General features: G+C 72.7%; 18 protein-coding genes and 3 tRNA genes. 7 read left to right on the forward strand and 14 right to left on the reverse strand.

What is annotated here, in order from left to right; all coding sequences use genetic code 11:
• Positions 1–733: 733 nt before the first annotated feature.
• The 4 genes from EJK16_RS01580 to EJK16_RS01595 all read right to left on the reverse strand — a co-directional run bounded on the left by EJK16_RS01580 (position 734) and on the right by EJK16_RS01595 (position 5,816).
• Positions 734–1,483, reverse strand: coding sequence for a DUF4386 domain-containing protein (locus EJK16_RS01580; protein WP_240645710.1), 750 nt, complete (start codon positions 1,481–1,483; stop codon positions 734–736).
• Positions 1,480–1,773 carry a hypothetical protein gene (locus tag EJK16_RS01585; protein WP_127125683.1) on the reverse strand — a complete coding sequence of 98 codons (294 nt, stop codon included), beginning with the start codon at positions 1,771–1,773 and terminating at the stop codon, positions 1,480–1,482. Before EJK16_RS01585 ends, EJK16_RS01580 begins: the two co-directional genes overlap by 4 nt.
• A 207-nt stretch (positions 1,774–1,980) precedes the next feature.
• Positions 1,981–4,605 (reverse strand): LuxR C-terminal-related transcriptional regulator, encoded by a 2,625-nt coding sequence (locus EJK16_RS01590; RefSeq protein WP_240645722.1) that lies wholly within the window; start codon positions 4,603–4,605, stop codon positions 1,981–1,983.
• 224 nt (positions 4,606–4,829) lie between these two features.
• On the reverse strand, positions 4,830–5,816 hold the full coding sequence (locus tag EJK16_RS01595; protein ID WP_164737172.1) for a LysR family transcriptional regulator: 987 nt from the start codon (positions 5,814–5,816) through the stop codon (positions 4,830–4,832).
• Positions 5,817–5,941: 125 nt separating this feature from the next.
• On the opposite strand from EJK16_RS01595, the gene EJK16_RS01600 reads away from it, so the two are divergent.
• The 5 genes from EJK16_RS01600 (at position 5,942) to EJK16_RS01620 (ending at position 10,470) form a co-directional block, all read left to right on the forward strand.
• Entirely contained in the window at positions 5,942–7,054 is a 1,113-nt protein-coding gene (locus EJK16_RS01600; RefSeq protein ID WP_127125689.1) for a maleylacetate reductase, read from the forward strand.
• A 41-nt stretch (positions 7,055–7,095) separates the two neighbouring features.
• Positions 7,096–8,028, forward strand: a complete 933-nt coding sequence (locus EJK16_RS01605; RefSeq protein WP_127125691.1) for a dioxygenase — start codon at positions 7,096–7,098, stop codon at positions 8,026–8,028.
• 1 nt (position 8,029) lies between these two features.
• Entirely contained in the window at positions 8,030–9,901 is a 1,872-nt protein-coding gene (locus EJK16_RS01610) for an FAD-dependent oxidoreductase (RefSeq protein ID WP_370275875.1), read from the forward strand.
• Positions 9,902–9,997: 96 nt separating this feature from the next.
• The gene (locus EJK16_RS20565) at positions 9,998–10,270 is read left to right on the forward strand and encodes a hypothetical protein (protein ID WP_370275876.1); all 273 of its coding nucleotides are present in this window, start codon (positions 9,998–10,000) and stop codon (positions 10,268–10,270) included.
• Between the two features lie 5 nt (positions 10,271–10,275).
• The gene (locus EJK16_RS01620) at positions 10,276–10,470 is read left to right on the forward strand and encodes a hypothetical protein (protein WP_127125693.1); all 195 of its coding nucleotides are present in this window, start codon (positions 10,276–10,278) and stop codon (positions 10,468–10,470) included.
• Between the two features lie 328 nt (positions 10,471–10,798).
• Here EJK16_RS01620 and EJK16_RS01625 read toward each other — a convergent pair.
• Both EJK16_RS01625 and EJK16_RS01630 read right to left on the reverse strand, forming a co-directional pair.
• Positions 10,799–10,871: transfer RNA gene (locus EJK16_RS01625), tRNA-Arg, on the reverse strand.
• A gap of 173 nt (positions 10,872–11,044) precedes the next feature.
• Positions 11,045–11,136 (reverse strand) — tRNA-Ser (locus tag EJK16_RS01630).
• Between the two features lie 218 nt (positions 11,137–11,354).
• On the opposite strand from EJK16_RS01630, the gene EJK16_RS01635 reads away from it, so the two are divergent.
• Positions 11,355–12,470: a maleylacetate reductase gene (locus tag EJK16_RS01635; RefSeq protein WP_127125695.1), complete on the forward strand. Its 1,116-nt coding sequence runs from the start codon at positions 11,355–11,357 to the stop codon at positions 12,468–12,470.
• 41 nt (positions 12,471–12,511) lie between these two features.
• Here EJK16_RS01635 and EJK16_RS01640 read toward each other — a convergent pair whose 3' ends face one another.
• Both EJK16_RS01640 and EJK16_RS01645 read right to left on the reverse strand, forming a co-directional pair.
• On the reverse strand, positions 12,512–13,714 hold the full coding sequence (locus EJK16_RS01640) for an N-acetylmuramoyl-L-alanine amidase (protein ID WP_127125697.1): 1,203 nt from the start codon (positions 13,712–13,714) through the stop codon (positions 12,512–12,514).
• A 108-nt stretch (positions 13,715–13,822) separates the two neighbouring features.
• Positions 13,823–13,907: transfer RNA gene (locus EJK16_RS01645), tRNA-Ser, on the reverse strand.
• 111 nt (positions 13,908–14,018) lie between these two features.
• Between EJK16_RS01645 and EJK16_RS01650 the strand changes: the two genes are divergently transcribed.
• Positions 14,019–14,987, forward strand: a complete 969-nt coding sequence (locus tag EJK16_RS01650) for an NAD(P)H-quinone oxidoreductase (RefSeq protein ID WP_127125699.1) — start codon at positions 14,019–14,021, stop codon at positions 14,985–14,987.
• A gap of 14 nt (positions 14,988–15,001) precedes the next feature.
• On the opposite strand, the gene EJK16_RS01655 is transcribed toward EJK16_RS01650, so the two are convergent.
• From EJK16_RS01655 to serS, 6 genes are all read right to left on the reverse strand, one after another.
• Positions 15,002–16,321 carry an AGE family epimerase/isomerase gene (locus EJK16_RS01655; protein WP_127125701.1) on the reverse strand — a complete coding sequence of 440 codons (1,320 nt, stop codon included), beginning with the start codon at positions 16,319–16,321 and terminating at the stop codon, positions 15,002–15,004.
• A gap of 137 nt (positions 16,322–16,458) precedes the next feature.
• Positions 16,459–17,424, reverse strand: a complete 966-nt coding sequence (locus EJK16_RS01660; RefSeq protein WP_370275884.1) for a carbohydrate ABC transporter permease — start codon at positions 17,422–17,424, stop codon at positions 16,459–16,461.
• A 5-nt stretch (positions 17,425–17,429) separates the two neighbouring features.
• Positions 17,430–18,416 (reverse strand): carbohydrate ABC transporter permease, encoded by a 987-nt coding sequence (locus EJK16_RS01665; RefSeq protein ID WP_127125703.1) that lies wholly within the window; start codon positions 18,414–18,416, stop codon positions 17,430–17,432.
• 82 nt (positions 18,417–18,498) lie between these two features.
• On the reverse strand, positions 18,499–19,863 hold the full coding sequence (locus EJK16_RS01670; protein WP_127125705.1) for an ABC transporter substrate-binding protein: 1,365 nt from the start codon (positions 19,861–19,863) through the stop codon (positions 18,499–18,501).
• A 415-nt stretch (positions 19,864–20,278) separates the two neighbouring features.
• Entirely contained in the window at positions 20,279–21,178 is a 900-nt protein-coding gene (locus EJK16_RS01675; protein ID WP_240645711.1) for an HAD family hydrolase, read from the reverse strand.
• Positions 21,179–21,186: 8 nt separating this feature from the next.
• A complete protein-coding gene (gene serS / locus EJK16_RS01680; RefSeq protein ID WP_127125709.1) occupies positions 21,187–22,458 on the reverse strand; it encodes a serine--tRNA ligase in 1,272 nt (423 codons plus the stop codon).
• Between the last annotated feature and the right edge of the window lie 63 nt (positions 22,459–22,521).

The following is a 22,521-nucleotide window of genomic DNA, read 5'->3' on the forward strand; positions in this document are numbered from 1 at the left end:
ACGCAGGCAGACAAACCATACGAAGACAACCCCCCAGCACCCAAAAGCACCAAAAGGGGCAATCCAGGCATCACACCAACCACCCCGACGAGACAGGGCACCCGGCATGTACCAAAACAAAACAAAAACCCCCAGCCCCCACCCCGCCAGCCCACAAGAAGCAGACCAGACACGGGCGAACAGCCAAGAGCCATATGGCATCAAAAACTTGGCACACTGTTGAGTTCTCAAAGAACAGACACACACCGCACGAAACCCAGGCAACATTCGCCCGAACCCGTCCCGGGGCAACCTCTCAAGCCTAAACCCGGCAATCCCGGCCTGTCAAACCCGCCATTCCCAGCGAATCCGACCAACCCCGGAAACAACCCGGCCCCCCAAAGGCACCACAAAACACCGGCAACCACAGCCACCGGACGACACCCCAGGGATTTAGCCCCGCGGGACCGGCCACCATCTCGGTGTCCGGTCCCGCGGGACCCCAGAACATTAACCTCCCCGAAACCCCACGGTCAAACCCCCCAGCCATGACCCCCATCACACCGATATCGCCGCTCATGCCGGTCGGGAGGTTCGTCAGGCCGTGCTCATTGACCAGCGGCACCCTACGGATTGGCCCGACGTCGGCGAGCGGGGTCGGGAGAGCCGAAGCCCTCCCGACCCCGCTGGTCGGCTGCGGCTCGCGTATCGGCGCGCGAGCCGCAGCGGGCCGTTCCGCCCGCGCCTAGGCCGGTCAGGCGACGTCGCCTCGGGAGACCGCGGAGCGCGGGGTCGCCAGGCCGGCGGTGATGGGCGAGGGCTTGAAGCCCTTGACGATCAGGTAGACGCCCAGGGAGAACTCCCACAGCGCGATCGGCACGGCCGCGAGCGCCGTTAGCGCGGACACCTGGCCCCAGAGGCCGAGCACCGTGCCCACGTTGGAGACGATCAGCAGGGGCGCCCCGACGAAGCCGAGCAGCGGCAGGATGCGCGGCACCAGGCCGGACCGGTACAGCAGGGAGCCGAGGAGCAGGGCGTTGGCGGCGGGGATGGTGCCCTGCCCGAGGCGGAACAGCCAGTCGTACTGGGCGACCAGCGCCTGGGCGGTGACGGCCGCCTCGGCGCCGGCCCCGGCCTGCCGCAGGGTCACGATCGTCATCAGGCTCGCGACGCCGGCGAAGATGGTTGCGGCCTCCAGGACCCGTGTGCCCACGAGGGCGAGCGCAACCCCCTCGTTCTGCCTCTTGACCACGGGGAACAGCACGACGGCGGTGCCGATGCCGGCCAGGGCCACGACCATCTCCAGGGCACCGCCGAGGAGTGCGGCGGTGTCCGGCCCGGGGCCGGTGATGTAGCTCGGCCCCTTGACGGCACCGTAGAGAGCGAGGGTCGGGATCGAGACGAACGTGAGCACGTAGAGCGCGCCGGCGAGGAGCGCGGTCTTCCTCAAGGAGCTCATCGGGGCTCGTTGCCGTGTGGGCGTGCTGAGGGCGGTGGCGGTCATGTCGGTCTCCTTGGAGGTGTGTGGTCGGGGGTGGTGGTGGGCGTGTCGGCCTCGTCCAGCTCGGCCGGGGCGACGGAGATGAGCGGCAGGCCGACGTCCCGCACTCGCTGCAGGACGCCGTGCAGGGCCGCCTGGTCGACGACCTGGCCGTGAATGGTGGTGGTGCCGTCGCTCTGGGTGGTGACGCTCAGCCCGTCGAACCAGGTGGCCCACCGGGAGCCGAGGTGGCCCTTGACGCGGATCTCGTACCCCCGGGGGCCGTCGTGGTCCGCGGCTGATGCCTGGCTCATGGTCTCCTCCTGTTCTCCCGGGTCGCGGCCGACGGTGAGACGTCCGGCTGACGGGAAAACTAGGAGCGGATGTGGTGAGCGGTGATCACCACATGTGGTGATTGAGGTGGTGGTCCCGCCAGTCACGACGGCGTGCTGGCAGGCCGGGCACGTTCATGCTGGCGGGCCGGGCAGGTTCACGACCGCGTACCCGGCGGGGCCGGGCGGCTACCGGTCGGGATGAGCGGCGCGCCCGCGGACGGTGCTGCGCGGCAGCAGGCCGAGCTCCTCGGCCCGGCGGACCGCTGCCCGGCGGCTGTTCACGCCGAGCTTGGCGTAGATGTTCTTGGTGTGGGTCCGCACCGTGTTCAGGGACACGATGAGCTCACGGGCGATGTCCGGACCGCTCAGCTCGGTGCCGAGCAGCCGGAGGACGCCCAGCTCACGCTCGCTCAGCGCCTCGATCAGGCCCTGGTGCGCGGGCGCGTCGCCCTCGGTCGCGCTCACGGCGGCCAGGAGCCGACGGACATGGGTGCGGGCGGTCCCGGCCTTGTCGACCGCCCGCAGCAGGGCGGCCAGTGAGGGGCCCTCGTCCGCGAAGACACGCACGTGCCCCTCCGGCTCGGCCAGGGTCACCGCGCGTCGCAAGGAGGTCACCGCGGCGGGCAGGTCGCCCTGGGCCTGGCGGGCACGCGCCTGCAGCACCAGGGTCTCGATGACGCTGCCGGTCCGGCCGCCGTCCTCCGCCGCTCGCAGGAGGCGCTTCAGGAGCGCGGTCGCCTCCGAGAGGGAGTGGTCGTCCCCGGCCGCCGTGTGCCGGGCCAGGAGCACCTTGGCCAGGGTGAGGTGTTCGAACTCGCGCAGGTACGACAGGTCGTCGTCGGCGGACAGACCGCGCTCACGCGCCCAGCCGAGCGCCGCGCCCAGCTCGCCCCGCGCGAGCCGCAGCCGCGCCTTGAGCGCCGGGATCGGCCGCACATCGGGGAACATGTCGGGGGTGTACACGCGCTCGGCGTCGTCGAGCAGGTCGAGCGCGCCGTCGAGGTCGCCCTCGGCCTCCCGCAGCCGCGCCATCGCCACCCGCCAGCGGTGCCGGTTCTGCGGCAGGCCCGCCTGCTCGCCCAGCTCCTTGCTGGTCAGCAGGTGCTGGAGGGCGGCACCCGGCTCGCCGCGTTCGGCCAGCACGCCGCCCATGCCCACGTGCATGTCCGCCGCGCCCCTGAGCACGGCCGGCCCGTGCGCCATGGCCACCCGCAGCCCCTGCTCGTAGCTGGTCATCGCCTCGTGGAGCCGGCCCTGCGCGATCCGGATGTCGGCCAGGGCGATCGTGCACCCGAGCATGTCGGCGTAGTGCCCCGCCTTCTCCAGGTTCGTCACGGCGTCGGCCCACCACCGGTGCGCCGGCTCGAGGTCGCCCGTCATCCAGGACGCAAGACCCAGCAGCCCGGCCGCCGCCCCGCGCTCGAGCGGGGCGTCGTCGCCGACGACGTCGAGCACGCGCCGGGCGTGGGCCGTGGCGCCGGCCGCGTCCCCGCGCATCCTGGCCTGGGCGGCGCGGTAGAGCGCGGCCTCGCCGCGGACCCTGCGGATCAGCGTGTCGTCGACGTCGGCAGCCGAGGAGCGCGCGGCCGCCGTGGCCGCCACCCACTGCTCGGCGTCGCGCAGCCGCGTCTCCACGCCGTCGACCTCGCCGTACATGAGCAGGGTGCCCGCGTGAGCCAGGCTCAGCAGGGGCCTGGCCCGGAGCAGCTCCTCGGGCAGCGCCTCGAGCCACCGGCGCAGCGTGGCCTCACGCCGGCCCTGGCGCAGCGCCGGGAGGGCGAGCTCGACGAGGTCCGCCGCCCGTTCGAGGTCCCCGCCGGCCATCGCGTGCTGGACCGCCTCGGACCGCTCGCCGTTGTGCTCGTACCAGTCGCTCGCCCGCCGGTGGAGGTCGGCGACGCCGTCGGGCTGCTCGTCCAGCAGGCGCGCGTGCAGCACGTCCGCGAAGAGGTGGTGGTAGCGGTACCACCGGCGGTGGTCGTCCAGCGGGACCAGGAACAGGTTCCCTCGCTCCAGCGCGGCCAGCATCGCCGCGCCGCCGTCCTGACCGGTCACGGCGTCGCAGAGGGAGCCGGTCACCCGGCTCAGGATGGAGGTGCGCAACAGGAAGCCGCGGACGTCGTCGGGCTGACGCTGCAGGACCTCCTCGACCAGGTAGTCGACGACGTAGCGGTCGTCCCCGCCGAAGCCGGCGATGAAGCCGGCGGCGTCGTCGCGGCCCTGCATGGACAGCGCCGCCAGCTGCAGCGCGGCGATCCACCCCTCGGTGCGTCCCTCCAGCGCGGCGACGTCCCGCGCCGTCAGCGTGAGCCCCATCGTCCCGTTGAGGTACTCCGCCGCCTCGTCGGGCGTGAAGCGCAGATCGCTCGCGCGGATCTCGACCAGCTCGCCACGTCCTCGCAGCCGCGCCAGCGGCAGCGCCGGGTCGGCGCGGGTGGCGATCACCAGGCGCAGCTGCGGCGGGAGGTGCTCGACCAGGAACGCCATCTGCTCGTGGATCTCCCGCGAGTCGATGACGTGGTAGTCGTCGAGGACGAGCACGACGTCCGTCGAGAGGGCGTCCAGCTCGTTGATCAGGGTCGCGAGGACCGTCTCCATCGGAGACTGCGTCGACTGCAGCAGCGAGAGCGCACCCGCGCCGGTCCCGGGCTCCGCCATCTGGAGCGCGGCCACGAGGTACGTCCAGAACGACGCCGGGTCGTTGTCGCGCGCGTCGAGGGAGAGCCAGGCCAGGGCACGCCCGCCGGCCGGAGCGGCCGCCAGCCACTCCGTCAGCAGGGTCGTCTTGCCGAATCCGGCCGGGGCCGACACGAGCGTCAACGCCGACTCCCCCGCCCGGCCCAGGCGCCCAGTCAGCCTCGGACGCGCCACCAGGCCGGGCCTTCCCCGGGGGACGTGGAGCTTGGTCCCGAGCAGCGGGCCGGCCATGACCACTCCCCTCAGCGGAAACTGCACGTGAGCGGCAAGCACGTGCCCGCCACACGAACCGTAGTGGTCGGCGGTTCGGTGGTGCGGCAAGCACCGCTGGGAGCCGCCTAGCGCCACGGCGCCGACAGGACGTCGACGTCCGTCCCGGCGTCGAGCCGGCGGCGCGCCAGCCCCTGGCCCAGCTGGTCTGGCTCGGGTGTGGAGAGCGCCGCGGCGAGGAAGGCCGCGAGCACGGGCGAGGGCGTCTCGCCGCGCCACACCACGGCGGCCTCCAGCGGCGTGACCGGCTGGTGCAGGGGCGCGACCCGTACCTCCGGACCGGCGACGGCGTTGACCGAGCTCGGCAGCACCGTCACCCCCTGGCCGGCCACGACCAGCGCGAGCGCGGTGGCCAGGGTCGCCGTCGATTGTTGCCGCCGCGGGGAGACACCCGCCTGTTGCCACGCCTGGCGGAGCAGGTCCTGCAGCCCGGGGAACGTGGCGTTGGTCGCGGGCACGATCCACGGCTCGTCGACGACGTCGCGCAGGTCGATCACGCTCGCGGAGCCGGCGGGGTGGTCCCGGGGCACCACGGCAACGAGCGGCTCGCGGCGGGCGACGGCGGTCTGCAGCCCGGCCGCGGCAGACCGGGCGAGCGTCTGGGTGTCGGCGCAGTAGACCAGCCCCACGCCGGCGCGCGCATCACGCACACGTTCGAGGACGTCGTCCGGCGCGGTGTCGACGACGTCGAGCTCGACGTCGGGTGCGCGCTGGTGAAAGGTCCGCAGGATCGACGGCAGCAGGCTCCACGCGCCGGGGGTCACGGTGGCGATCGCCAGTCGCCCCACGGAGCCGGTGCCCAGGGCGCGGGTCCTCGTGCCGACGTCGTCCAGGTGACGCAGGAGCCGCCTGGCCTCGTCGGCGAGGTACGCCCCCGCCTCGGTCGGCTCGACGCCTCGCGCGTGCCGGCGAAGCAACGAGACGCCGACCTCCTTCTCGAGCAGCCGGATCGACGTCGACAGCGGCGGCTGAGTCATGCTCAGGCGCACGGCCGCCCGGGAGACCGAGCGTTCCTCGACGACCGTGACGAAGTACTGGAGCTGCCGTAGTTCCATATCCCAAGCGTATGGGAACCGAAGGTAAGTGGAACTGGACGTATAGGGGCGTGGCCGCCAGGCTGGGGCCACGACCATGCGCCACGGCGACATGGCTTGACGTGTCAGCAAGGGAGCAGACGCAGATGATCGACGCGGACGTGAACGCCGCCGTCTACGAGACCCGGCCCCAGCGGGTGATCACCGGGGCCGGTGCGGCGCGGCGGGTGCTGCCGGCCGAGATCGAGCGGCTCGGCGGCAGCCGGGTGATGCTCATCGCCACCGAGCACGAGCTGCCGGTGGCCCGGGGGCTCGTGGCCGGGCTGGGCGTCGTCGCCGAGTTCACCGGGGTGCGCCCGCACGTGCCCGTCGAGGTCGCCGAGGCGGCCCGGGCCCTGGCCCGGACCTCCCGAGCCGACGTGCTGCTGTCCGTCGGCGGCGGCTCCACCACCGGGACGGCGAAGGCGGTGGCGCTGACCGCTCGGCTGCCGATCGTGGCCGTGCCCACCACCTACGCCGGGTCGGAGGCCACCGACGTCTGGGGCCTGACGGAGGACAGCCGGAAGACCAATGGCGTCGACCCGGCCGTGCTGCCGGCCACCGTGGTCTACGACCCGGAGCTGACCGTCACGCTGCCCCCGGCGCTGTCGACCAGCTCGGGCCTGAACGCGCTGGCCCACTGCGTCGACTCGCTGTGGGGCCCCACCGCCAGCCCACCGGCCACGGCGTTCGCGGTCGAGGGCATCCGTCAGCTCGCCACCGGCCTGCCCGCCGTGCTGGCCGACGGCGGTGACGTGGCGGCGCGCGAGCGGTGCCAGCAGGGCACCTATCTCGCCGCCGCCGCGTTCGCGGCGGCCGGGTCAGGCATGCACCACAAGATCTGCCACGTCCTGGGCGGCGCCTACAACCTCGAGCACGCCGCCATGCACGCCGTCGTCCTGCCCCACGTGGTCGGCTTCAACGCCCCGGCCGCGCCGGGCGCCGCGAACCGGATCGCCGGGGCCCTGGCCGGCGCCGGATTCGGCGACGGCGACGGCGACGACGCCCTGACCGCCCTGCTCGGGCTGTACGCCGCCCTCGGCGCCCCGACCAGCCTCGGCGACCTCGGGCTCGCGGCGGAGCAGGTTCCCGAGGCCGCGGCCCTCGCGCTGGAGAAGATCCCACCCTCCAACCCGCGCCCGGTCACCGAGGCCGACCTGGCCGACCTGATCGGCCGGGCCCAGGCCGGGCGGCGGCCCGTCCTCGTCCCCCTCGCCTGACCCACCGCGACAGCGCCGTCGCCCCTGGAAAGGAGCACCGCATGACCACCACCACCCACGGCCCGGGCATCGTCCCGGCCCCGCCGGCCGGTTCGGAGCAGGAGGCGCGCGAGGAGCTGGTGACCACCCAGGTGGTCGCCAGCTTCGAGGGCTCACCGAACGAGCGCCTGAAGGAGGTGCTGCAGGCCCTGACCCGCCACGCCCACGCGTTCATCCGCGAGGTCCGGCTCACCGAGGCCGAGTGGGAGGCCGCGATCGACTTCCTGCGCCGGAGCGGCGACATCACCACCGACACCCGGCAGGAGTTCATCCTGCTCTCCGACGTGCTGGGCGTCTCCATGGAAACCATCTGCGTCAACCAGCCCGCCACCGGCGACGTCACCGAGGCCACCGTCTTCGGGCCCTTCTTCGTCGAGGACGCCCCTGAGATCCCCCAGGGCGGGGACATCGCCCAGGGCGCCGCCGGCGAGCCGTGCTGGGTCAGCGGCACCGTGCGCGGCACCGACGGCACCCCCATCCCCGGCGCCCGCATCGAGGTGTGGGAGGCCGACGACGACGGCTTCTACGACGTGCAGTACACCGACGGACGCACCGCCGGGCGCGCCCACCTGTTCTCCGACCAGCACGGGGCCTACCGGTTCTGGGGCGTGACGCCCACCCCGTACCCCATCCCGCACGACGGCCCGGTCGGGCAGATGCTCGCGGCGACCGGCCGCTCCCCCATGCGCGCCGCCCACCTGCATTTCATGGTCACGGCCCCCGGCTACCGGCGCCTCGTGACCCACATCTTCGTCGACGGCGACCCCCTCCTGGCCTCCGACGCCGTCTTCGGTGTCAAGGACTCCCTCGTCAAGACCTTCACCCAGCACCCCGCCGGCACCCCCACCCCCGACGGCCGCACCGTCGAGGGCACCTGGACCGACGTCACCTTCGACGTCGTCCTGCCGCGCGCGACCGGCACCACGGAGGCGTGAGTTGACCAGCACCCGGCCCCTCGAGGACGAGACCACCGCCGTCAGCCCCGGCGCCCAGGAGAAGATCAGCGGCGAGCAGCCGGAGGACCTGCACACCGACGTCCTGATCATCGGGTCCGGCCCTGCCGGCGCCTCCGCGGCGCTGTTCCTGGCTACCTACGGCATCGACCACATCGCCATCACGAAGTACCGGTGGACGGCGAACACCCCACGTGCGCACATCACCAACCAGCGCACCGTCGAGATCATGCGCGACATGGGCATCGAGGACCAGCTCAACGCCCAGGCCACCCCGCACCACCTCATGGGCGACACCGTCTTCTGCTCCTCGCTGGCGGGCGACGAGATCGGCCGGGTCCGCACCTGGGGCACCCACCCCCAGCGCGAGGCCGACTACGTCGAGGCCAGCCCCTCGCTGAACTGCGACCTGCCGCAGACCCTGTTCGAGCCGATCCTCGTCTCCAACGCCGCCTCGCGCGGCAGCCGGTTCCGGTTCGACACCGAGTACCTGTCCCTGACCCAGGACGGCACCGGCGTCACCGTCCGCGTGCGCGACCGCCTCTCGGGCCACGAGTACAACATCCGCGCCCGCTACGTCATCGCCGCGGACGGCGGCCGTTCCCAGGTGGCCAGGGACCTCGAGCTGCCGTTCGAGGGCCAGATGGACGTCGCCGGCTCGATGAACATCGTGTGCCACGTGGACCTGTCCGAGTACGTCGCCCACCGGCCCTCGGTGCTGTACTGGGTGCTCCAGCCCGGCGCCACGATCGGCGGCATCGGCCTGGGCCTGGTGCGCATGGTCCGGCCCTGGAACGAGTGGCTCATCACCTGGGGCTACGACATCAACCAGCCCCCGCCCGACCTCGACGAGCAGATGGCCGTCGACATCGTCCACGGCCTCATCGGCGACGACACCGTCCCGGTGACCATCCGGTCGCTGTCGCTGTGGGGTAACAACAAGATGTACGCCACCCAGTACGCCAAGGGCCGCGTCTTCATCGCCGGCGACGCCGCCCACCGGCACCCGCCGTCGAACGGCCTCGGCTCCAACACCTCCATCCAGGACTCGTACAACCTCGCCTGGAAGATCGCCCACGTCCTGGGGGGTCTGGCCGGCGAGGAGCTGCTGGCCAGCTACGACGCCGAGCGCGCCCCGGTGGGCAAGCAGATCGTGCTGCGCGCCAACAAGTCGATCGACGAGTTCGGCTCGTTCCTCGAGGCGCTGGGCGTGCAGGAGACCCAGGACGCCGAGCAGATGCAGGCGGCCATCGACTCCCGCAAGGACGACACCCCCGCCGGCGCCCACAAGCGCGAGCTCCTCCGTGAGGCCATGCAGCTGAAGAACTACGAGTTCAACGCCCACGGCGTCGAGCTCGGCCAGCGCTACGCCTCCACCGCCGTCGTCCCGGACGGCACCCCGGAGCCGGCGTACACTCGCGACCCGGAGCTGTACTACCACCCGACCACCTGGCCCGGCGCGCGCCTGCCGCACGCGTGGCTCGGCAGGGACGGGCACAAGGTCTCCACCCACGACCTCGCCGGCAAGGGCCGCTTCACCGTCCTGACCGGCATCGGCGGCCGGGCGTGGGTCGAGGCGGCGCGGGCCGTCGGCGCCGAGCTCGGTCTCGACATCGCCGCCTACGTCATCGGTCCCGGGCAGGATCTCACCGACCTCTACGACGACTGGGCGCGCCTGAGCGGCGTCGAGGAGGGCGGCGTCGTGCTCGTGCGGCCCGACATGCACGTCGGGTGGCGGTCGGTCACCGCCGTCGACGACCCGGCGGCCGCGCTCGACGAGGCGCTCCGCACGGTCCTCGCCCGACCGCGCAGCACGGACGCGGCCGAGGACGTCGAGGCGCTCGCCCAGGTGTGACGTGGCGGGCTACTCGCTGAGCCCGGCGGTGCGGTCGAGCCGGAGCTCCTCGACGTCGAGGTGCGCCTGGACCTGCCGGAGCACGGTGTCGTCGATGTGCCGCTCGTCCCGGAGCCGGATCACGGTGGCGCGCTTCCGGGCGAGGAGCGCGAGGCGGAGCTCGGTGTACTCGTCGTCCAGCTGCGCGGCGTCGGCGGGTGCGCTGGTCTCGGTGTCGCGTGCCCGCAGGCCGACGCCGGGCTGCAGCTCAACGTCTACACCGCCGTCCCCGGCTCCCCCTCCGACGACGGCCTCAAGCTGCTCGAGTCCTGGGCGGCAACCGTCGCGGGAACGACCGAAACGACGCGGGCCGCGGCGCCGCTACCGTGACCGCCATGACGACAGCATCGGACACGTTCCACGGGCCCGCCACGGAAGACTTTGATCGCGCCGACGTGGTGACCCTGCCGGACGTCATCCAGTCCGTCCTGATGTGGACCGGCGCACTGCTTGCCGTGGCCGCACTGGTGGTCCTGGGCGGCGCCTGGCTCATCCACAAGCGTCGAGCGCGCGCGGACCAGCGCCCGTGACGCTCCCCCCGATCCTCGCCACTGGCGGCCTCGTGCTCCTCGTCGGGGGGCTCGTCCTCGCCCTGTCTCTGCCGGCGGACCAGGCGTGGTTTGCCTGGATGGGTGATCAGTCGTTCGCCGCGGGCGTCGTGGCGTCCGGGCGCAGTACTGTCCCCGGGGCGACCCCAGCCACCCGAACGAGACGGTGAAGTACTTCCGCTGACCTGCTGTCGGCGGCTCCCATGACCCAGGCCTCGGCACGGGGCCCGAGACTCGAGGTGGGCCAAGCATCCCCACACGAGAAAACGGCGCCATCCCGACTCGCGCAGGGATGACGCCGCTTGTGCTGTGCGCCCGAAGGGACTCGAACCCCCAACCTTCTGATCCGTAGTCAGATGCTCTATCCATTGAGCTACGGGCGCATGGCCGCTTGGGCCAAGAAGGACTCTAGCGCGCCCGCCCGGCGCGATCCAATCCTGCGCCCGTGACGGTGATCACGAGGCCCCGGCCCATCCATGCCGCGGCCGGGCGCGCTGCCAGGAACGACGGACGCCCCGAACGAGGTTCGGGGCGTCCTAGGACCCTGTCGGGACCGTGGCGGAGACGGTGGGATTTGAACCCACGGACGGGTTGCCCCGTCACATCCTTAGCAGGGATGCGCACTAGACCGGACTATGCGACGTCTCCAAGTCGGTGCCCACGTTACCTGGCCGGGGCCGTCCGGCCAAAAGCGGCCCGACCCGCGGCGGCGGGCGACGTCGTCACAGTGGCACCTGCCCAGACCTTCGTGACGGATGCCCCGCACGCGCGGGGCGGGGAGGTTCATGATGAGAGCGGACGCCTCGCCGGCAGGGGGCCGGGCCACCGGCCGGTGGAGCTCACCGTCACGAGACACGGAGGATCCGATGCAGTTCTCCTTCGAGACCTCTCCCGCGCGGGTCGTGTTCGGTCGCGGTGCCGTCACGTCCGAGCTGCAGGCGGAGGTCGAACGCCTCGGCGTCGAGCGGTTGATGGTGGTCGTCGACAGCACGTGGGAGCTCCTGGCCCGGAGGGTGACCGCCCCCTTCGCCGAGGCCACGGCGGCGTGGTTCGCCGACGTCGAACCTCATGTGCCCGTGCAGGTCGCCGATCGTGCGGTCGCCCTGGCGCGGCGGTCACGGGCCGACGGTCTCCTCAGCATCGGCGGTGGCTCCACCACCGGCACCGCCAAGATCGTCGCCCGGGAGACCGGCGTGCCGATCCTGGCCGTCCCCACCACGTACGCCGGTTCGGAGATGACGCCGGTCTGGGGGCTCACCCGGGCGGGACGCCTGGAGACGGGCACCGAGCCGGCGGTCCAGCCCCGCACGGTCATCCTCGACCCGGACGTGACCGACCGGCTCCCGGCCAGGCTCGCCGTCGCGTCGGGCCTGAACGCCATGGCGCACGTCGTGGAGGCGCACTGGGCGCCGCGCGCCAACCCGGTGAGCTCCGCCCTCGCCGACGAGGCCACGAAGGCGCTCGCCACGGGGCTCCGGGCGATCGGTACGGACAGCCTCAGCCGGGCGGGCTCACCCGAGATGGCGCTGCGCGACCCGGTGGGCGCGTGGGCGGGCACCCTCGCGGACGCGGGCGAACAGCTTCTTTACGGCGCCTTCCTGGCCGGCTCGACGTTCGCGGTCACCGGAACCGGGCTGCACCACAAGATCTGCCAGATCCTCGCCGGGCAGTTCAACCTCCCGCACGCCGCGACGCACGCCGTCGTCCTGCCGAACGTGCTGGCCCTGAACGCCCCCGCCATACCGGCGGTCACCGACCGGATCGCCCGCGCCCTGAGCGCGGACGACGCGGTGGCGGGCGTGCGCCGGCTCTACGCCGACGTCGGCGCCCCTCGGACGCTGGCCGACCTGGGGCTGCGGGCCGAACAGCTCGAGGAGGCGATCGACCGCGTGAGCGCCGCGCTGCCCATCGCGAACCCCCGCCCGGTCGGGAGCGCGGAGGTGCGGGCGGTCCTCAGGAACGCGTTCGGCCACGCGGCCTGACCAGCGCCGCGAACGGCGGGCGGTTCTCTGCCATGGGTTGATCAGTCGGGGATGACCGCCTGGTAGTCGTCGATGAGGTCGACGAGCTCGGTCTTGATCCGGGGGTAGAGCTGGTTGCCCGGGCAGGCTGTCTCTCCGACGCTTCGGTGGCCGACCACCCGGTTCATGGCCTTGCCCTTGGGCCCCTTGGCCTTGCCGGAGGTCGAGATGCCGTGAACCGCGAACTTCCACGCGGTCACCTGCGCGACGGTGCGGAAGGCGGCCTCGGGCACCGGGGCCGCGTCGAAGTCACCCAGGACGGATATGCCGAAGGTCGTGCGGTTGACGCTCTTGGCGTGCGCACCGATGACGGCCTTGTCGAGGCCGCCGTAGCGGCCCTCCCAGGCACGGCCGTAGGCGTCGACGAGGACGTTGTAGCCGATGTCCCCCCAGCCCCGGGACTTGGCGTGGAAGGTGTAGATGCCCCGGATGATGGCCGGGACGTCCTCGGGGGCGTAGCCGTTGGCGCCGGCGGTGTGGTGCACCACCACACCGGTGACCTTGCCCTTCTCGGGCGCCCAGGTGCGGATCGACTCGTCCGCACCCCAGTCGGCGCGGGTGCGGATCCTGGGGACGTCGGAGGTGATGGCGGACGTCTCCGGCGCCCCGACCGGGGCGGCGGCGTCGGCGGGGCTCGTGCCCGGGTCGACGATCACCAGCCGCGGGTCGGACGGCACGGTGCCGGGCGCCCCGGTGAGGGTGACCTCGACCTCGTCGGCGTCGAGGACGGCCATGGGCTCGGTGCCGCCGCGCATCCCCGCGGCGGCCTCCTCGGCGCCGGTCGCGGCGGTGATCTCCAGGTCCGTCCAGCCGGACCACGTCTCTCCCTCCCTGCTCCGCAGGGAGGCGGTCATGCCTGCGCCGGCCTCGGTTCCCGCCCAGGTCACACCGACGACGACGAGGTCACCGGCGCGGCCGGAGACCGAGACCCGCTCGGTGGTGGGAGCGGCGATGGCCGCGCGGGGCGCTCGGGCCATCTCGAGGGTCTGGAGGCCGGCGGTGACGGGGACGGCGCCCTCGACGGTCGCCGTCGTACTGGCCGGCGGTGCAGCCGCCGCCACGGCGGGTGCGCCGTCGTCGGACGTGGCCGCCGCACGGGTGTCGCGCGTCGGCGGTGCGGCGGCCTGAGCGGCGGAGGCGGGGACGACGAGCAGGGCCAGGGCCAGCCCGAGGGTGGCGGGGCGCGTGAGGGCACGAGAGGTCACGAGATCTCCTGCGCTTCTTCGGGGGAGACGGACATCGGTCGTCCCCAGCGTCCCACAGGTCACACCCGTATCGCCCGACTTACCGCAACGGCATGAGGTACCCGACGGCGGAGGGCAAGGGATTCGAACCCTTGGTGGGTTGCCCCACAACGGTTTTCAAGACCGTCACATTCGGCCGCTCTGTCAGCCCTCCTTGCCGCGCGCGGCCGGGGCCGAGATGCGCAGCGGCGACCAGTCTACGGTGACCGCAACGCCGGAACGGCTGGTCAGCGCCCGGGCGAGCCACCCCGGGCAAGATGGGCCCATGCGCGCGATCACGATCACCGACGACCACGACCTCGAGCTCTCCGACGTCCCCGACCCCCGGCCCGGCCCCGGCGAGGTCCTCGTCAAGGTGGCCGCGGCGGGCGTCAACCGGGCCGACATCCTCCAGCGCGCCGGCCACTACCCGCCCCCGCCCGGGACGAGCGACCTCATGGGCCTCGAGGTCTCGGGCACCGTCGCCGGGCTCGGCGACGGCGTCACCGGGTGGCAGGTCGGCGACGAGGTCGCGGCGCTGCTCGCGGGCGGCGGCTACGCCGAGCTCGTGACCGCCCCGGCCACCCAGCTGCTGCCCGTGCCCAGCTCCGTGAGCCTCGTCGACGCCGCCGCGCTGCCGGAGGCCGCCTGCACCGCCTGGGCCAACCTCATCCACTCCGGCCGCCTGGGCGCCGTCGAGACGGTGCTCGTCCACGGCGGGTCGGGCGGCGTCGGGTCGGTCGCGATCCAGCTCGCCGCCGCCGTCGGCGCCCGGGTGCTCACCACGGCCGGGGGACCCGAGCGGGCGGCCCGCTGCCGCGAGCTCGGCGCGGACGTCGCGATCGACTACCGCGCCGGCGACGTCGCCCGGGCCGTGCGCGACGCGACGGACGGACGCGGGGTGGACGTCATCCTCGACGTCCTCGGCGCCGGCGCCCTGACCGACAACGTCGCGATGCTCGCCACGGGCGGGCGGCTCGTCGTCATCGGCACGCAGAAGGGCCGCAAGGGCGAGCTGGACCTCGGCCGCCTGATGACGAAGCGGGCCAGCATCCACGCCTCGACGCTGCGCGCCCGCCCGCTCGCGGAGAAGGCGGCCGTCGTGGCGGACGTCCGCGCGCGCGTCTGGCCCATGCTCGACGACGGCCGCCTGCGCCCGGTCGTCGCGGAGCGGCTCCCCCTCGCGGACGCCGCCCGGGCGCACGAGCTCCTCGACTCGGGCACGGTCTTCGGCAAGGTGCTGCTGCTGCCCTGACGCCGGCGCCCGGCCTACCCCTCGAGCAGCCCCGCGGCGAGGGCGACGGCGAGCGCGGGGGCCAGCGGCAGCCGGGGCAGCACGGTGGCCTGGTAGGCGTGGTAGACGTCGGGCCGGCCCGACCAGGTGCCCGAGCTGGGCGCGTTCGCGGGGCTGAGCTCGTGGTGCCACCGGCCGGGGGCCTCGATGAAGTGGGTGCGGGCGTACGCCCACCAGGTGCGGTACCAGTGCTCGACGTCGAGCGCGGCGGCGGCGTCCTGGCCGCCGCCGGCGGCGTCCTGGCCGGCGGCGTGGAGCGCGGCGGCGGCGCCGATGCCCTCGCACACCACCCAGTGCATGCGCTCGCGCACCACCGGGCGGCCGTCGAAGTCGACGGTGTAGACGAACCCGTCCGCGCCGTCGGGCGCCCAGCCCTCGCGCACGGCCGCGGCGAACAGCGCCCGCGGGCCCTCGAGCATCCACGGCTCGGTGGCCCGCCCTCGGGCCTCGAGCGCCGCGCGCAGCTGCAGCGTCAGGCGCGACCACTCCAGCCAGTGCCCGACCGTGGACCCGAACGGCCGGAACTGGTGCGCGGGCTCGTCGCGGTGATGGTCGAGCTGCGGCTCCCACGCGGGCGTGAAGTGCTCCGGGAGGCGCCAGGCGTGCTCGCGCGCGAAGCCGTCGATCAGGCGCCGGGCGATGCGCAGCGCCCGGTCCAGGAACACGTCGTCCCCGGTGACGTCCGCGACGGCGAGGTAGGCCTCGACCGTGTGCATGTTGGCGTTGGCGCCGCGGTAGTCCTCCGGCGTCGTAAAGGCGCGGTCCCAGCCCTCGAGGACCATGCCCTCGTCCTCGCGCCAGAAGCGCTCGCGGTGCACGCGGACGGCCTCCGCGAGGAGGTCCGCGGCGCCGGGCCGGCCGGCCGCCGTCGCCGAGGCCGCCGCGAGCAGGACGAAGGCGTGTGGGTAGGCCTCCTTGCGGGCGCCGGCCTCGCCGGCCGGGCGCGCCGGGGCCGCACCGCCTTGTTGCGGCGCCGCGGCATCCCCGCCCGCCCCCGGCGCGGTTGCCTCGACGGCGCTGAACCAGCCGCCGTGCTCGCCGTCGGCGAAGGTGGTGCTCAGGGCTCGGACGCCGTGGTCGGCCAGCTCGGCGCACCCGTCGCGGCCGCGGAGCGCGCCGAGGGCGAACACGTGGGTCATCCGGCTGGTGATCCACAGCTCGGTGCGGCCCGGGTCCGGCACGGTGCCGGCGTCGTCGAGGTACCCGAAGCCGAGGGGGGTGCGGGAGCCGCGGGCGAAGTCGAGGAGGGCGTCCCCCTCCGCGTCGAGCCAGTCGGTCGTGGGTGGGGTGAGCATGGGGCTCCTGTCCGGGCCGGTGGTGCCACGGCCGGGGCCGACCGCGGCGCTGCGGCGACGTGGGCGTCACCGCGACGACGTCGGCGTCACCGCGGCGACGTCGCACGTCTCGCAGCGTAGGGGACGCCTCCCCCTGGTCAGCCCTTGACGGAGCCGGCGAGCAGCCCGCGGACGAAGTACTTCTGCAGCGCCAGGAACACGATCAGCGGCACGATCATCGAGACGAACGCGCCGGAGGTCAGCAGGTGCCAGTCCTGCCCGCGGGAGCCGGCCATCTCCGAGAGCCGCGCCGTCAGCGGCTGGATCGCGTTGTTGCCGCCGGAGAAGGTCAGGCCGACGAGCAGGTCGTTCCACACCCACAGGAACTGGAAGATCGCGAAGCTCGCGATCGCCGGGACCATCAGCGGCATCATCACCTTGAAGAAGACGGTCACGTGCCCGGCGCCGTCCACCCGGGCGGCCTCGATGAGCTCCTTGGGCACCTCGGCCATGAAGTTGTGCAGCAGGAAGATCGCCAGGGGCAGCCCGAAGGAGGAGTGCGCCACCCAGATCGCGAGGAACGGGAACGCCTCCGCGACGGCGGTGCCGGAGAAGATCCGCAGCAGCGGAATCAGCGCCATCTGGAGCGGCACGATCTGCAGGGCGAAGACGATCACGAAGACGGTGTCGCGGCCCTTCCACTGCAGGACCGAGAACGCGTAGGCGGCCATGATCGCGACCACCAGCGGGATCACCGTGGCGGGGACCACGATCGTCAGCGAGTTCATGAAGAAGTTCATGAGCTGGCCGGTGGAGGCGCGCCCGAACAGGACGGTCTGGTAGTTCTCCAGGGTGAACGACGGGCTGGTGAGGAAGCTCCACCACCCGGTGGTGCGGATCTCCCCCTCCGGGCGCACGGAGCTGATCAGCAGCCCCACCGTGGGCAGGGTCCACACGACGGCGATGATGATGGCGACGGCGGAGCCGGCCTGGCTGGTGAGCATGGCCTTCGTCCGCGTCGCGGCCGGCACGCGCGGCGCGCGCGTGGTGCGCCGCATCGGGTCGGGCAGGCGGGTGGCCCTGGCGGGCTCGGCCGTGGCGACTGCCGGGTTCGCGGGCATCATTCCGCTCATGCGCCACGCACCTCCCTGTTCCGCAGCATCTGGCGGACGTTGTAGACGACGATCGGGATGACCAGCACGAAGATCACGACGGCGAGCGCGGAGCCCACGCCGTTGTTGCCGAACGTGAACGACTGGTCGTACATCTGGTTGGCCAGCACCTGCGTGCCGAACCGCGCGCCGGTGACGGTGCGGGTGATGTCGAAGATCTTCAGGGTCGCGATCATGATCGTGGTGAGCACGACCACGAGGGTCGGGCGGATCGTGGGCACGGTGATCGACCGAAACATCTGCCACGGGCTCACGCCGTCGAGGCGCGCGGCCTCGACGATGTCGGTCGGGATCCCCTTGATGGCGGCGGAGAGCAGCACCATCGCGAACCCTGCCTGGATCCAGATCATGATGACGATGAGGAAGAACGTGTTCCAGGGCCCGTCCTGGAGGAACCGCACCGGCTCGATGCCGACGCCGGTGAGGATCGCGTTGAGCAGGCCGATCTGCGTCTGCTCGGCGCCGCGGTACTCGTAGACGAACTTCCAGATGATGCCGGCGCCCACGAAGGAGATGGCCATCGGCATGAACAGCAGCGACTTGGCGACCTTCTCGAACCGCTTGCCGTCCACGAGGATCGCGTAGAGCAGCCCGACGGCGGTGGAGACCAGCGGGACGAGCGTCACCCACCAGAAGGTGTTGACGAAGGACTGGATCGACTCGGTGTTGGTGAAGACCCACTCGTAGTTGGCCAGCCCCACCCACGCCTCGGACCGCCGGTCCATGAAGGACATGACCAGGGTGCGGATCGCCGGGTAGACCAGGCCGACGCCCAGCAGCAGCACCGCGGGGCCGGCGAAGACCAGCAGCGCCCAGAAGGTGCGGCTGCGCCCGGCGAACCGGTCGGCCAGCCGCGCCACCACCATGAGTGCGGCGACGACCACGGCGAAGACGAGGACGGCCAGCACCATCTGGCCCATCTTCGAGTACAGGAAGAAATCCATCACGGGCTCCTAGACGCGGGATCGGTGAAGGCGCGGGGGTGCGGCCGGGCGGCCGCTCCCCCGCGCCGTGGCGGTCAACCGATCAGCTCGCGGGCCAGGACGCCTCGATCTGGTCCAGCACGGTCTTGGTGTCCGCGCCGTCGATCCACTGCGTCATGCCGGTCCAGAAGGAGCCGGCGCCGACCTCGGAGGGCATGAGGTCGGAGCCGTCGAACCGGGCGACGGCGTTCTCATCCTGGAGCAGCTCGATGGCCAGGCGCAGGACGTCGGAGGACGCGTTGGCCGGGTCCACGGCCTTGTTCGCGGAGGTCACGCCGCCGATCTTCACGCGGGTGTTCGCCCACTCGCCCGACGACATGAACGCCTGCACGGCCTGCGTGGCCGGCTCGTCGTTGAAAGCGCCGACGAACTCGCCGCCGGTCAGCAGCGGCTTCTCCTCCGCCGTCGCGCCGGGCAGGTAGAAGGCGAAGACGTCACCCTCGGGGCCGACCTTCGTGCCCTCGGGCCACTGCGCCTCGTAGAAGGAGGCCTGGCGGTGCAGGGAGCACTCGCCCTCGAGGATCGGCAGTCCGCCGTCGTTGAAGGACGTCGTGGCGATGGAGCGGGAGTCGCCGATGCCGCCGTTGGTGTAGGCGTCGTTCTTGAGGATCGCGCCGGCGCGGTCCGTCGCGGCGACTATCTGCGGGTCGTTGAAGGGGACCTCGTGGCTCACCCACTGGTCGTAGAGGTCCCCGCCGCCCTCGCGCAGGACCATGTCCTCGATCCAGTCGGTGGCCGGCCAGCCGGTGGCCCCGCCGGACTCGATGCCCGCGCACCACGGCTTGGCGCCGGTGGCGGCGATCTTCTCGGTCAGGGACATCAGCTCGTCCCACGTGGTGGGCACCTCGTAGCCCGCCTCGGCGAACGCCGTCGGGGAGTACCAGACGAAGGACTTCACGGACGCCATCAGCGGCGCGGCGTAGAACTTGCCGTCGACCGTGCCGTACGCCTTCCAGTCCTCGGACCAGCCCTCGTCCACGTTGGCCTCGACGGCCTCGGGCGCCGGGACGACGTAGCCGTCATTGACCATGCGGGCGAGCAGGCCGGGCTGGGGGAAGATCGCGAGGTCGGAGGCGTTGCCGCCCTCCGCCTGCACCACGACCTGCTGCTCGAACTCGCCGGAGCCGTTGTGCTCGACGGTGATGCCGGTGCACTCGCTGAACGCCGCGAAGGAGTCCTGGAGCTGGTCGGCCTCCGTCTCGCGGATGGAGGAGAACAGGGAGACGGTCTCGCCGTCGAACGTCCCGTAGTCCTCGAAGGCCGTGCAGTCGGCGCTGCTGTCCTTGGTCCCCGCCGCGTCGGCGCCGCCGCCGAGGTCGTCCGCCCCGCCGCAGGCGCTCAGCGTCAGGGCCAGCGCGGCCGCGCCAGCGAGGGTCGCGGCGCCACGCCGCTTGATCGTCTTCTTCATTGCCAGTTCTCTCCTCACAACGTCGTGAGCAGCGCGTCAGCGCTCCCACCGGAACCCAACCACAGGTCACAGGTGATTTCAGACACAAACGTCCCGGTTCGCTGTAACGATTCAGCAACAGCCGCCCCGTTTTCCCCCCTTGCTGGTGACCGGTCAAGTCCTCGCGCCCCCCCTCGGGCGTGAGCGGTCAAGTCCTCGCAGGCAGGCCGATCACGGCGGAGCACGGCCCGATCACGTCGAGTGCTGCTCGACACCGTGAGTGCGGTACTCGCGACGTCCGTTGCCAGGATGGTCGTGAGACAGATCGGCGAAGAGGCGCGCTAGAGGTGGGGCGCACCAAACGTGTCGGGCACCACTCGCCGCACAGGCCGGGCGACAAGGCGCGCGCGGGCGGGCGTTGCGAGAACTTGACCGCTCACCGATTGAAAAGCAGGAGGGCGCGCAGGACCACCGCGGCGCCGTCGTGCTCCACGGTGTCGGTGACGGCGTCCGCCACGGCCTGGACGTTGGCGCCCGCGTTGCCCATGGCGACGCCGTGCGCGGCCCACGTCAGCATCTCCAGGTCGTTGGACCCGTCGCCCATCGCCACCGTCGCGCCGGGGGCGATGTCCATGCGCCCGCGCAGCATCTCCAGCGCGCTGGCCTTGTTGACCCCGTCCGGCGAGATGTCCAGCCACGCCGTCCACCCGACGGCGTAGCCCACCCCGTGCAGGCCCACGCGCTGGACCAGCGCGTCGAAGTCCGCCGCGCTGAGCTCCGGGGCGCGCAGCGTCACGCGGGTGGCGGGGGCCGCGACGAGCTCCTCGAAGTCGACGACCTGGACCTCGCCGGTGAGCTCGCCCATGGGGAACGGCGCGGTCACCTTGTAGCCCCGGCCGAGGTCCTCGACGGCGAACAGGCCCTGCGGCAGCTCGTCGCGCAGCAGCCGCAGCGTCGGCGCGGGGTCGAAGGTGACGACGTCGGTGATCTCGTGGCCGCCGTCGAGCTCGGGGTCCAGGCGGATGCACACGGCCCCGTTGGAGCACACGGCCCACCCGCGCTCGAGCCCGAGCCGCTCGGCCACCGGGGTGACGGCCTGGACGGAGCGTCCCGTGGACAGGACCACCTGGGCGCCGGCGTCGCGCAGGTCCGCGACGGCGCCGGCGACGGCGGTGCTCAGCTCGCCGTCGTGGGTGAGCAGGGTCCCGTCGATGTCGAGCGCGACGAGGAGGTCCTCGCCGGCGCCGGGCAGGGTCGCGGGCAGCGCCGCGCGCCAGCGCCGGGCCCGCTCGGTCAGCGGCAGCACGCCGTTGGTCACGCGACCCGCTCCGTCCACATCCCCGATCATGCGGGCTCGATGACCTCCAGACCACCGAGATACGGCCGCAGCCCCTCGGGCACCCGGACGGAACCGTCCGGGAGCTGGTGGTTCTCCAGGATCGCGACGATCCACCGGGTGGTCGCGAGCGTGCCGTTGAGGGTGGCCACGGGGCGGGTCTCGCCGGCGGCCGTGCGCTGGCGGGTGCCCAGGCGGCGGGCCTGGAAGGTGGTGCAGTTGGAGGTGGAGGTGACCTCCATGAACCGCTGCTGGGTCGGCAGCCACGCCTCGCAGTCGAACTTGCGGGCGGCGGAGGTGCCGAGGTCGCCGGCGGCAGTGTCGATGACCCGGTAGGGCAGCTCGACCTTGGCGAGCATCTCCTCCTCCCACGCGAGCAGCCGCTGGTGCTCGGCGTCGGCCTCCTCGACCGGCACGTAGGAGAACATCTCCACCTTGTTGAACTGGTGGACGCGGATGATGCCGCGGGTGTCCTTGCCGTAGGAGCCGGCCTCGCGGCGGTAGCAGGTGGACCAGCCGGCGTAGCGCACGGGCCCATCGGAGAGGTCCAGGATCTCGCCGGCGTGGTAGCCGGCCAGGGCCACCTCGGAGGTGCCGGTGAGGTAGAGGTCGTCGGCGGGCAGGTAGTAGATCTCGTCGGCGTGGGAGCCGAGGAACCCGGTGCCGCGCATGGTCTCAGGAGAGACGAGCGTGGGCGTGATCATCGGCGTGAACCCGGCGGCCGTGGCCTGGTCCAGCGCCGCCGTCAGGAGCGCGAGCTCGAGGCGGGCGCCGATGCCGGTGAGGTAGTAGAAGCGGGCGCCGGAGACCTTCGTGCCCCGCTTGGTGTCGATGGCCCTCAGGCCCTCGCCGAGCTCGAGGTGGTCCTTGGGCGTGAAGCCCTCCGCGGCGAAGTCGCGGACCGCGCCCTCGTGGCGGAGGACGACGAAGTCGTCCTCCCCCCCGGCGGGGACGCCGTCGGCTACGACGTTGGGCACCCGGTACGCCAGGGCCTCCGCCGCGGCCGCGGCCTCGTTGGAGGTCGCCTCGGCGGCCTTGACCTGGTCGGCGAGCGCCTTGGCGCGCGCCAGCGCGGCGGGACGCTCCTCCGGAGACGCCTTGCCCACGGACCTCGAGACCTGCTTCTGCTCGGCGCGCAGCTCCTCGAACGCGGCCAGGGCGGAGCGCCGCCTGGTGTCCGCGTCCAGCAGGGTGTCCACGAGGGCCACGTCCTCGCCACGGGCGCGCTGGCTGGCGCGCACCTTCTCCGGGTCCTCACGCAGTGCTCGCAGGTCGATCATGGTCACTGAGCCTAATGGGCGGCCGACACCGCCCTCCACGGGCGCCCGCGCACGCCGCGAGCC

The sequence above is a fragment of the Georgenia sp. SYP-B2076 genome (assembly GCF_003991205.1).
Classification (GTDB): Bacteria; Actinomycetota; Actinomycetes; order Actinomycetales; family Actinomycetaceae; genus Georgenia.

Excerpts from the sequence above, each read along its gene's own strand:
- EJK16_RS01650 (WP_127125699.1), top strand. The coding sequence starts at position 14,019 with ATGCGCGCGATCACGATCACCGACGACCACGACCTCGAGCTCTCCGAC.
- EJK16_RS01595 (WP_164737172.1), bottom strand. The coding sequence starts at position 5,816 with ATGGAACTACGGCAGCTCCAGTACTTCGTCACGGTCGTCGAGGAACGC.
- EJK16_RS01660 (WP_370275884.1), bottom strand. The coding sequence starts at position 17,424 with ATGATGCCCGCGAACCCGGCAGTCGCCACGGCCGAGCCCGCCAGGGCC.
- EJK16_RS01620 (WP_127125693.1), top strand. The coding sequence starts at position 10,276 with ATGACGACAGCATCGGACACGTTCCACGGGCCCGCCACGGAAGACTTT.
- EJK16_RS01655 (WP_127125701.1), bottom strand. The coding sequence starts at position 16,321 with ATGCTCACCCCACCCACGACCGACTGGCTCGACGCGGAGGGGGACGCC.
- EJK16_RS01665 (WP_127125703.1), bottom strand. The coding sequence starts at position 18,416 with ATGGATTTCTTCCTGTACTCGAAGATGGGCCAGATGGTGCTGGCCGTC.
- EJK16_RS01605 (WP_127125691.1), top strand. The coding sequence starts at position 7,096 with ATGACCACCACCACCCACGGCCCGGGCATCGTCCCGGCCCCGCCGGCC.
- EJK16_RS01670 (WP_127125705.1), bottom strand. The coding sequence starts at position 19,863 with ATGAAGAAGACGATCAAGCGGCGTGGCGCCGCGACCCTCGCTGGCGCG.
- EJK16_RS01635 (WP_127125695.1), top strand. The coding sequence starts at position 11,355 with ATGCAGTTCTCCTTCGAGACCTCTCCCGCGCGGGTCGTGTTCGGTCGC.
- EJK16_RS01600 (WP_127125689.1), top strand. The coding sequence starts at position 5,942 with ATGATCGACGCGGACGTGAACGCCGCCGTCTACGAGACCCGGCCCCAG.
- serS (WP_127125709.1), bottom strand. The coding sequence starts at position 22,458 with ATGATCGACCTGCGAGCACTGCGTGAGGACCCGGAGAAGGTGCGCGCC.
- EJK16_RS01585 (WP_127125683.1), bottom strand. The coding sequence starts at position 1,773 with ATGAGCCAGGCATCAGCCGCGGACCACGACGGCCCCCGGGGGTACGAG.
- EJK16_RS01580 (WP_240645710.1), bottom strand. The coding sequence starts at position 1,483 with ATGACCGCCACCGCCCTCAGCACGCCCACACGGCAACGAGCCCCGATG.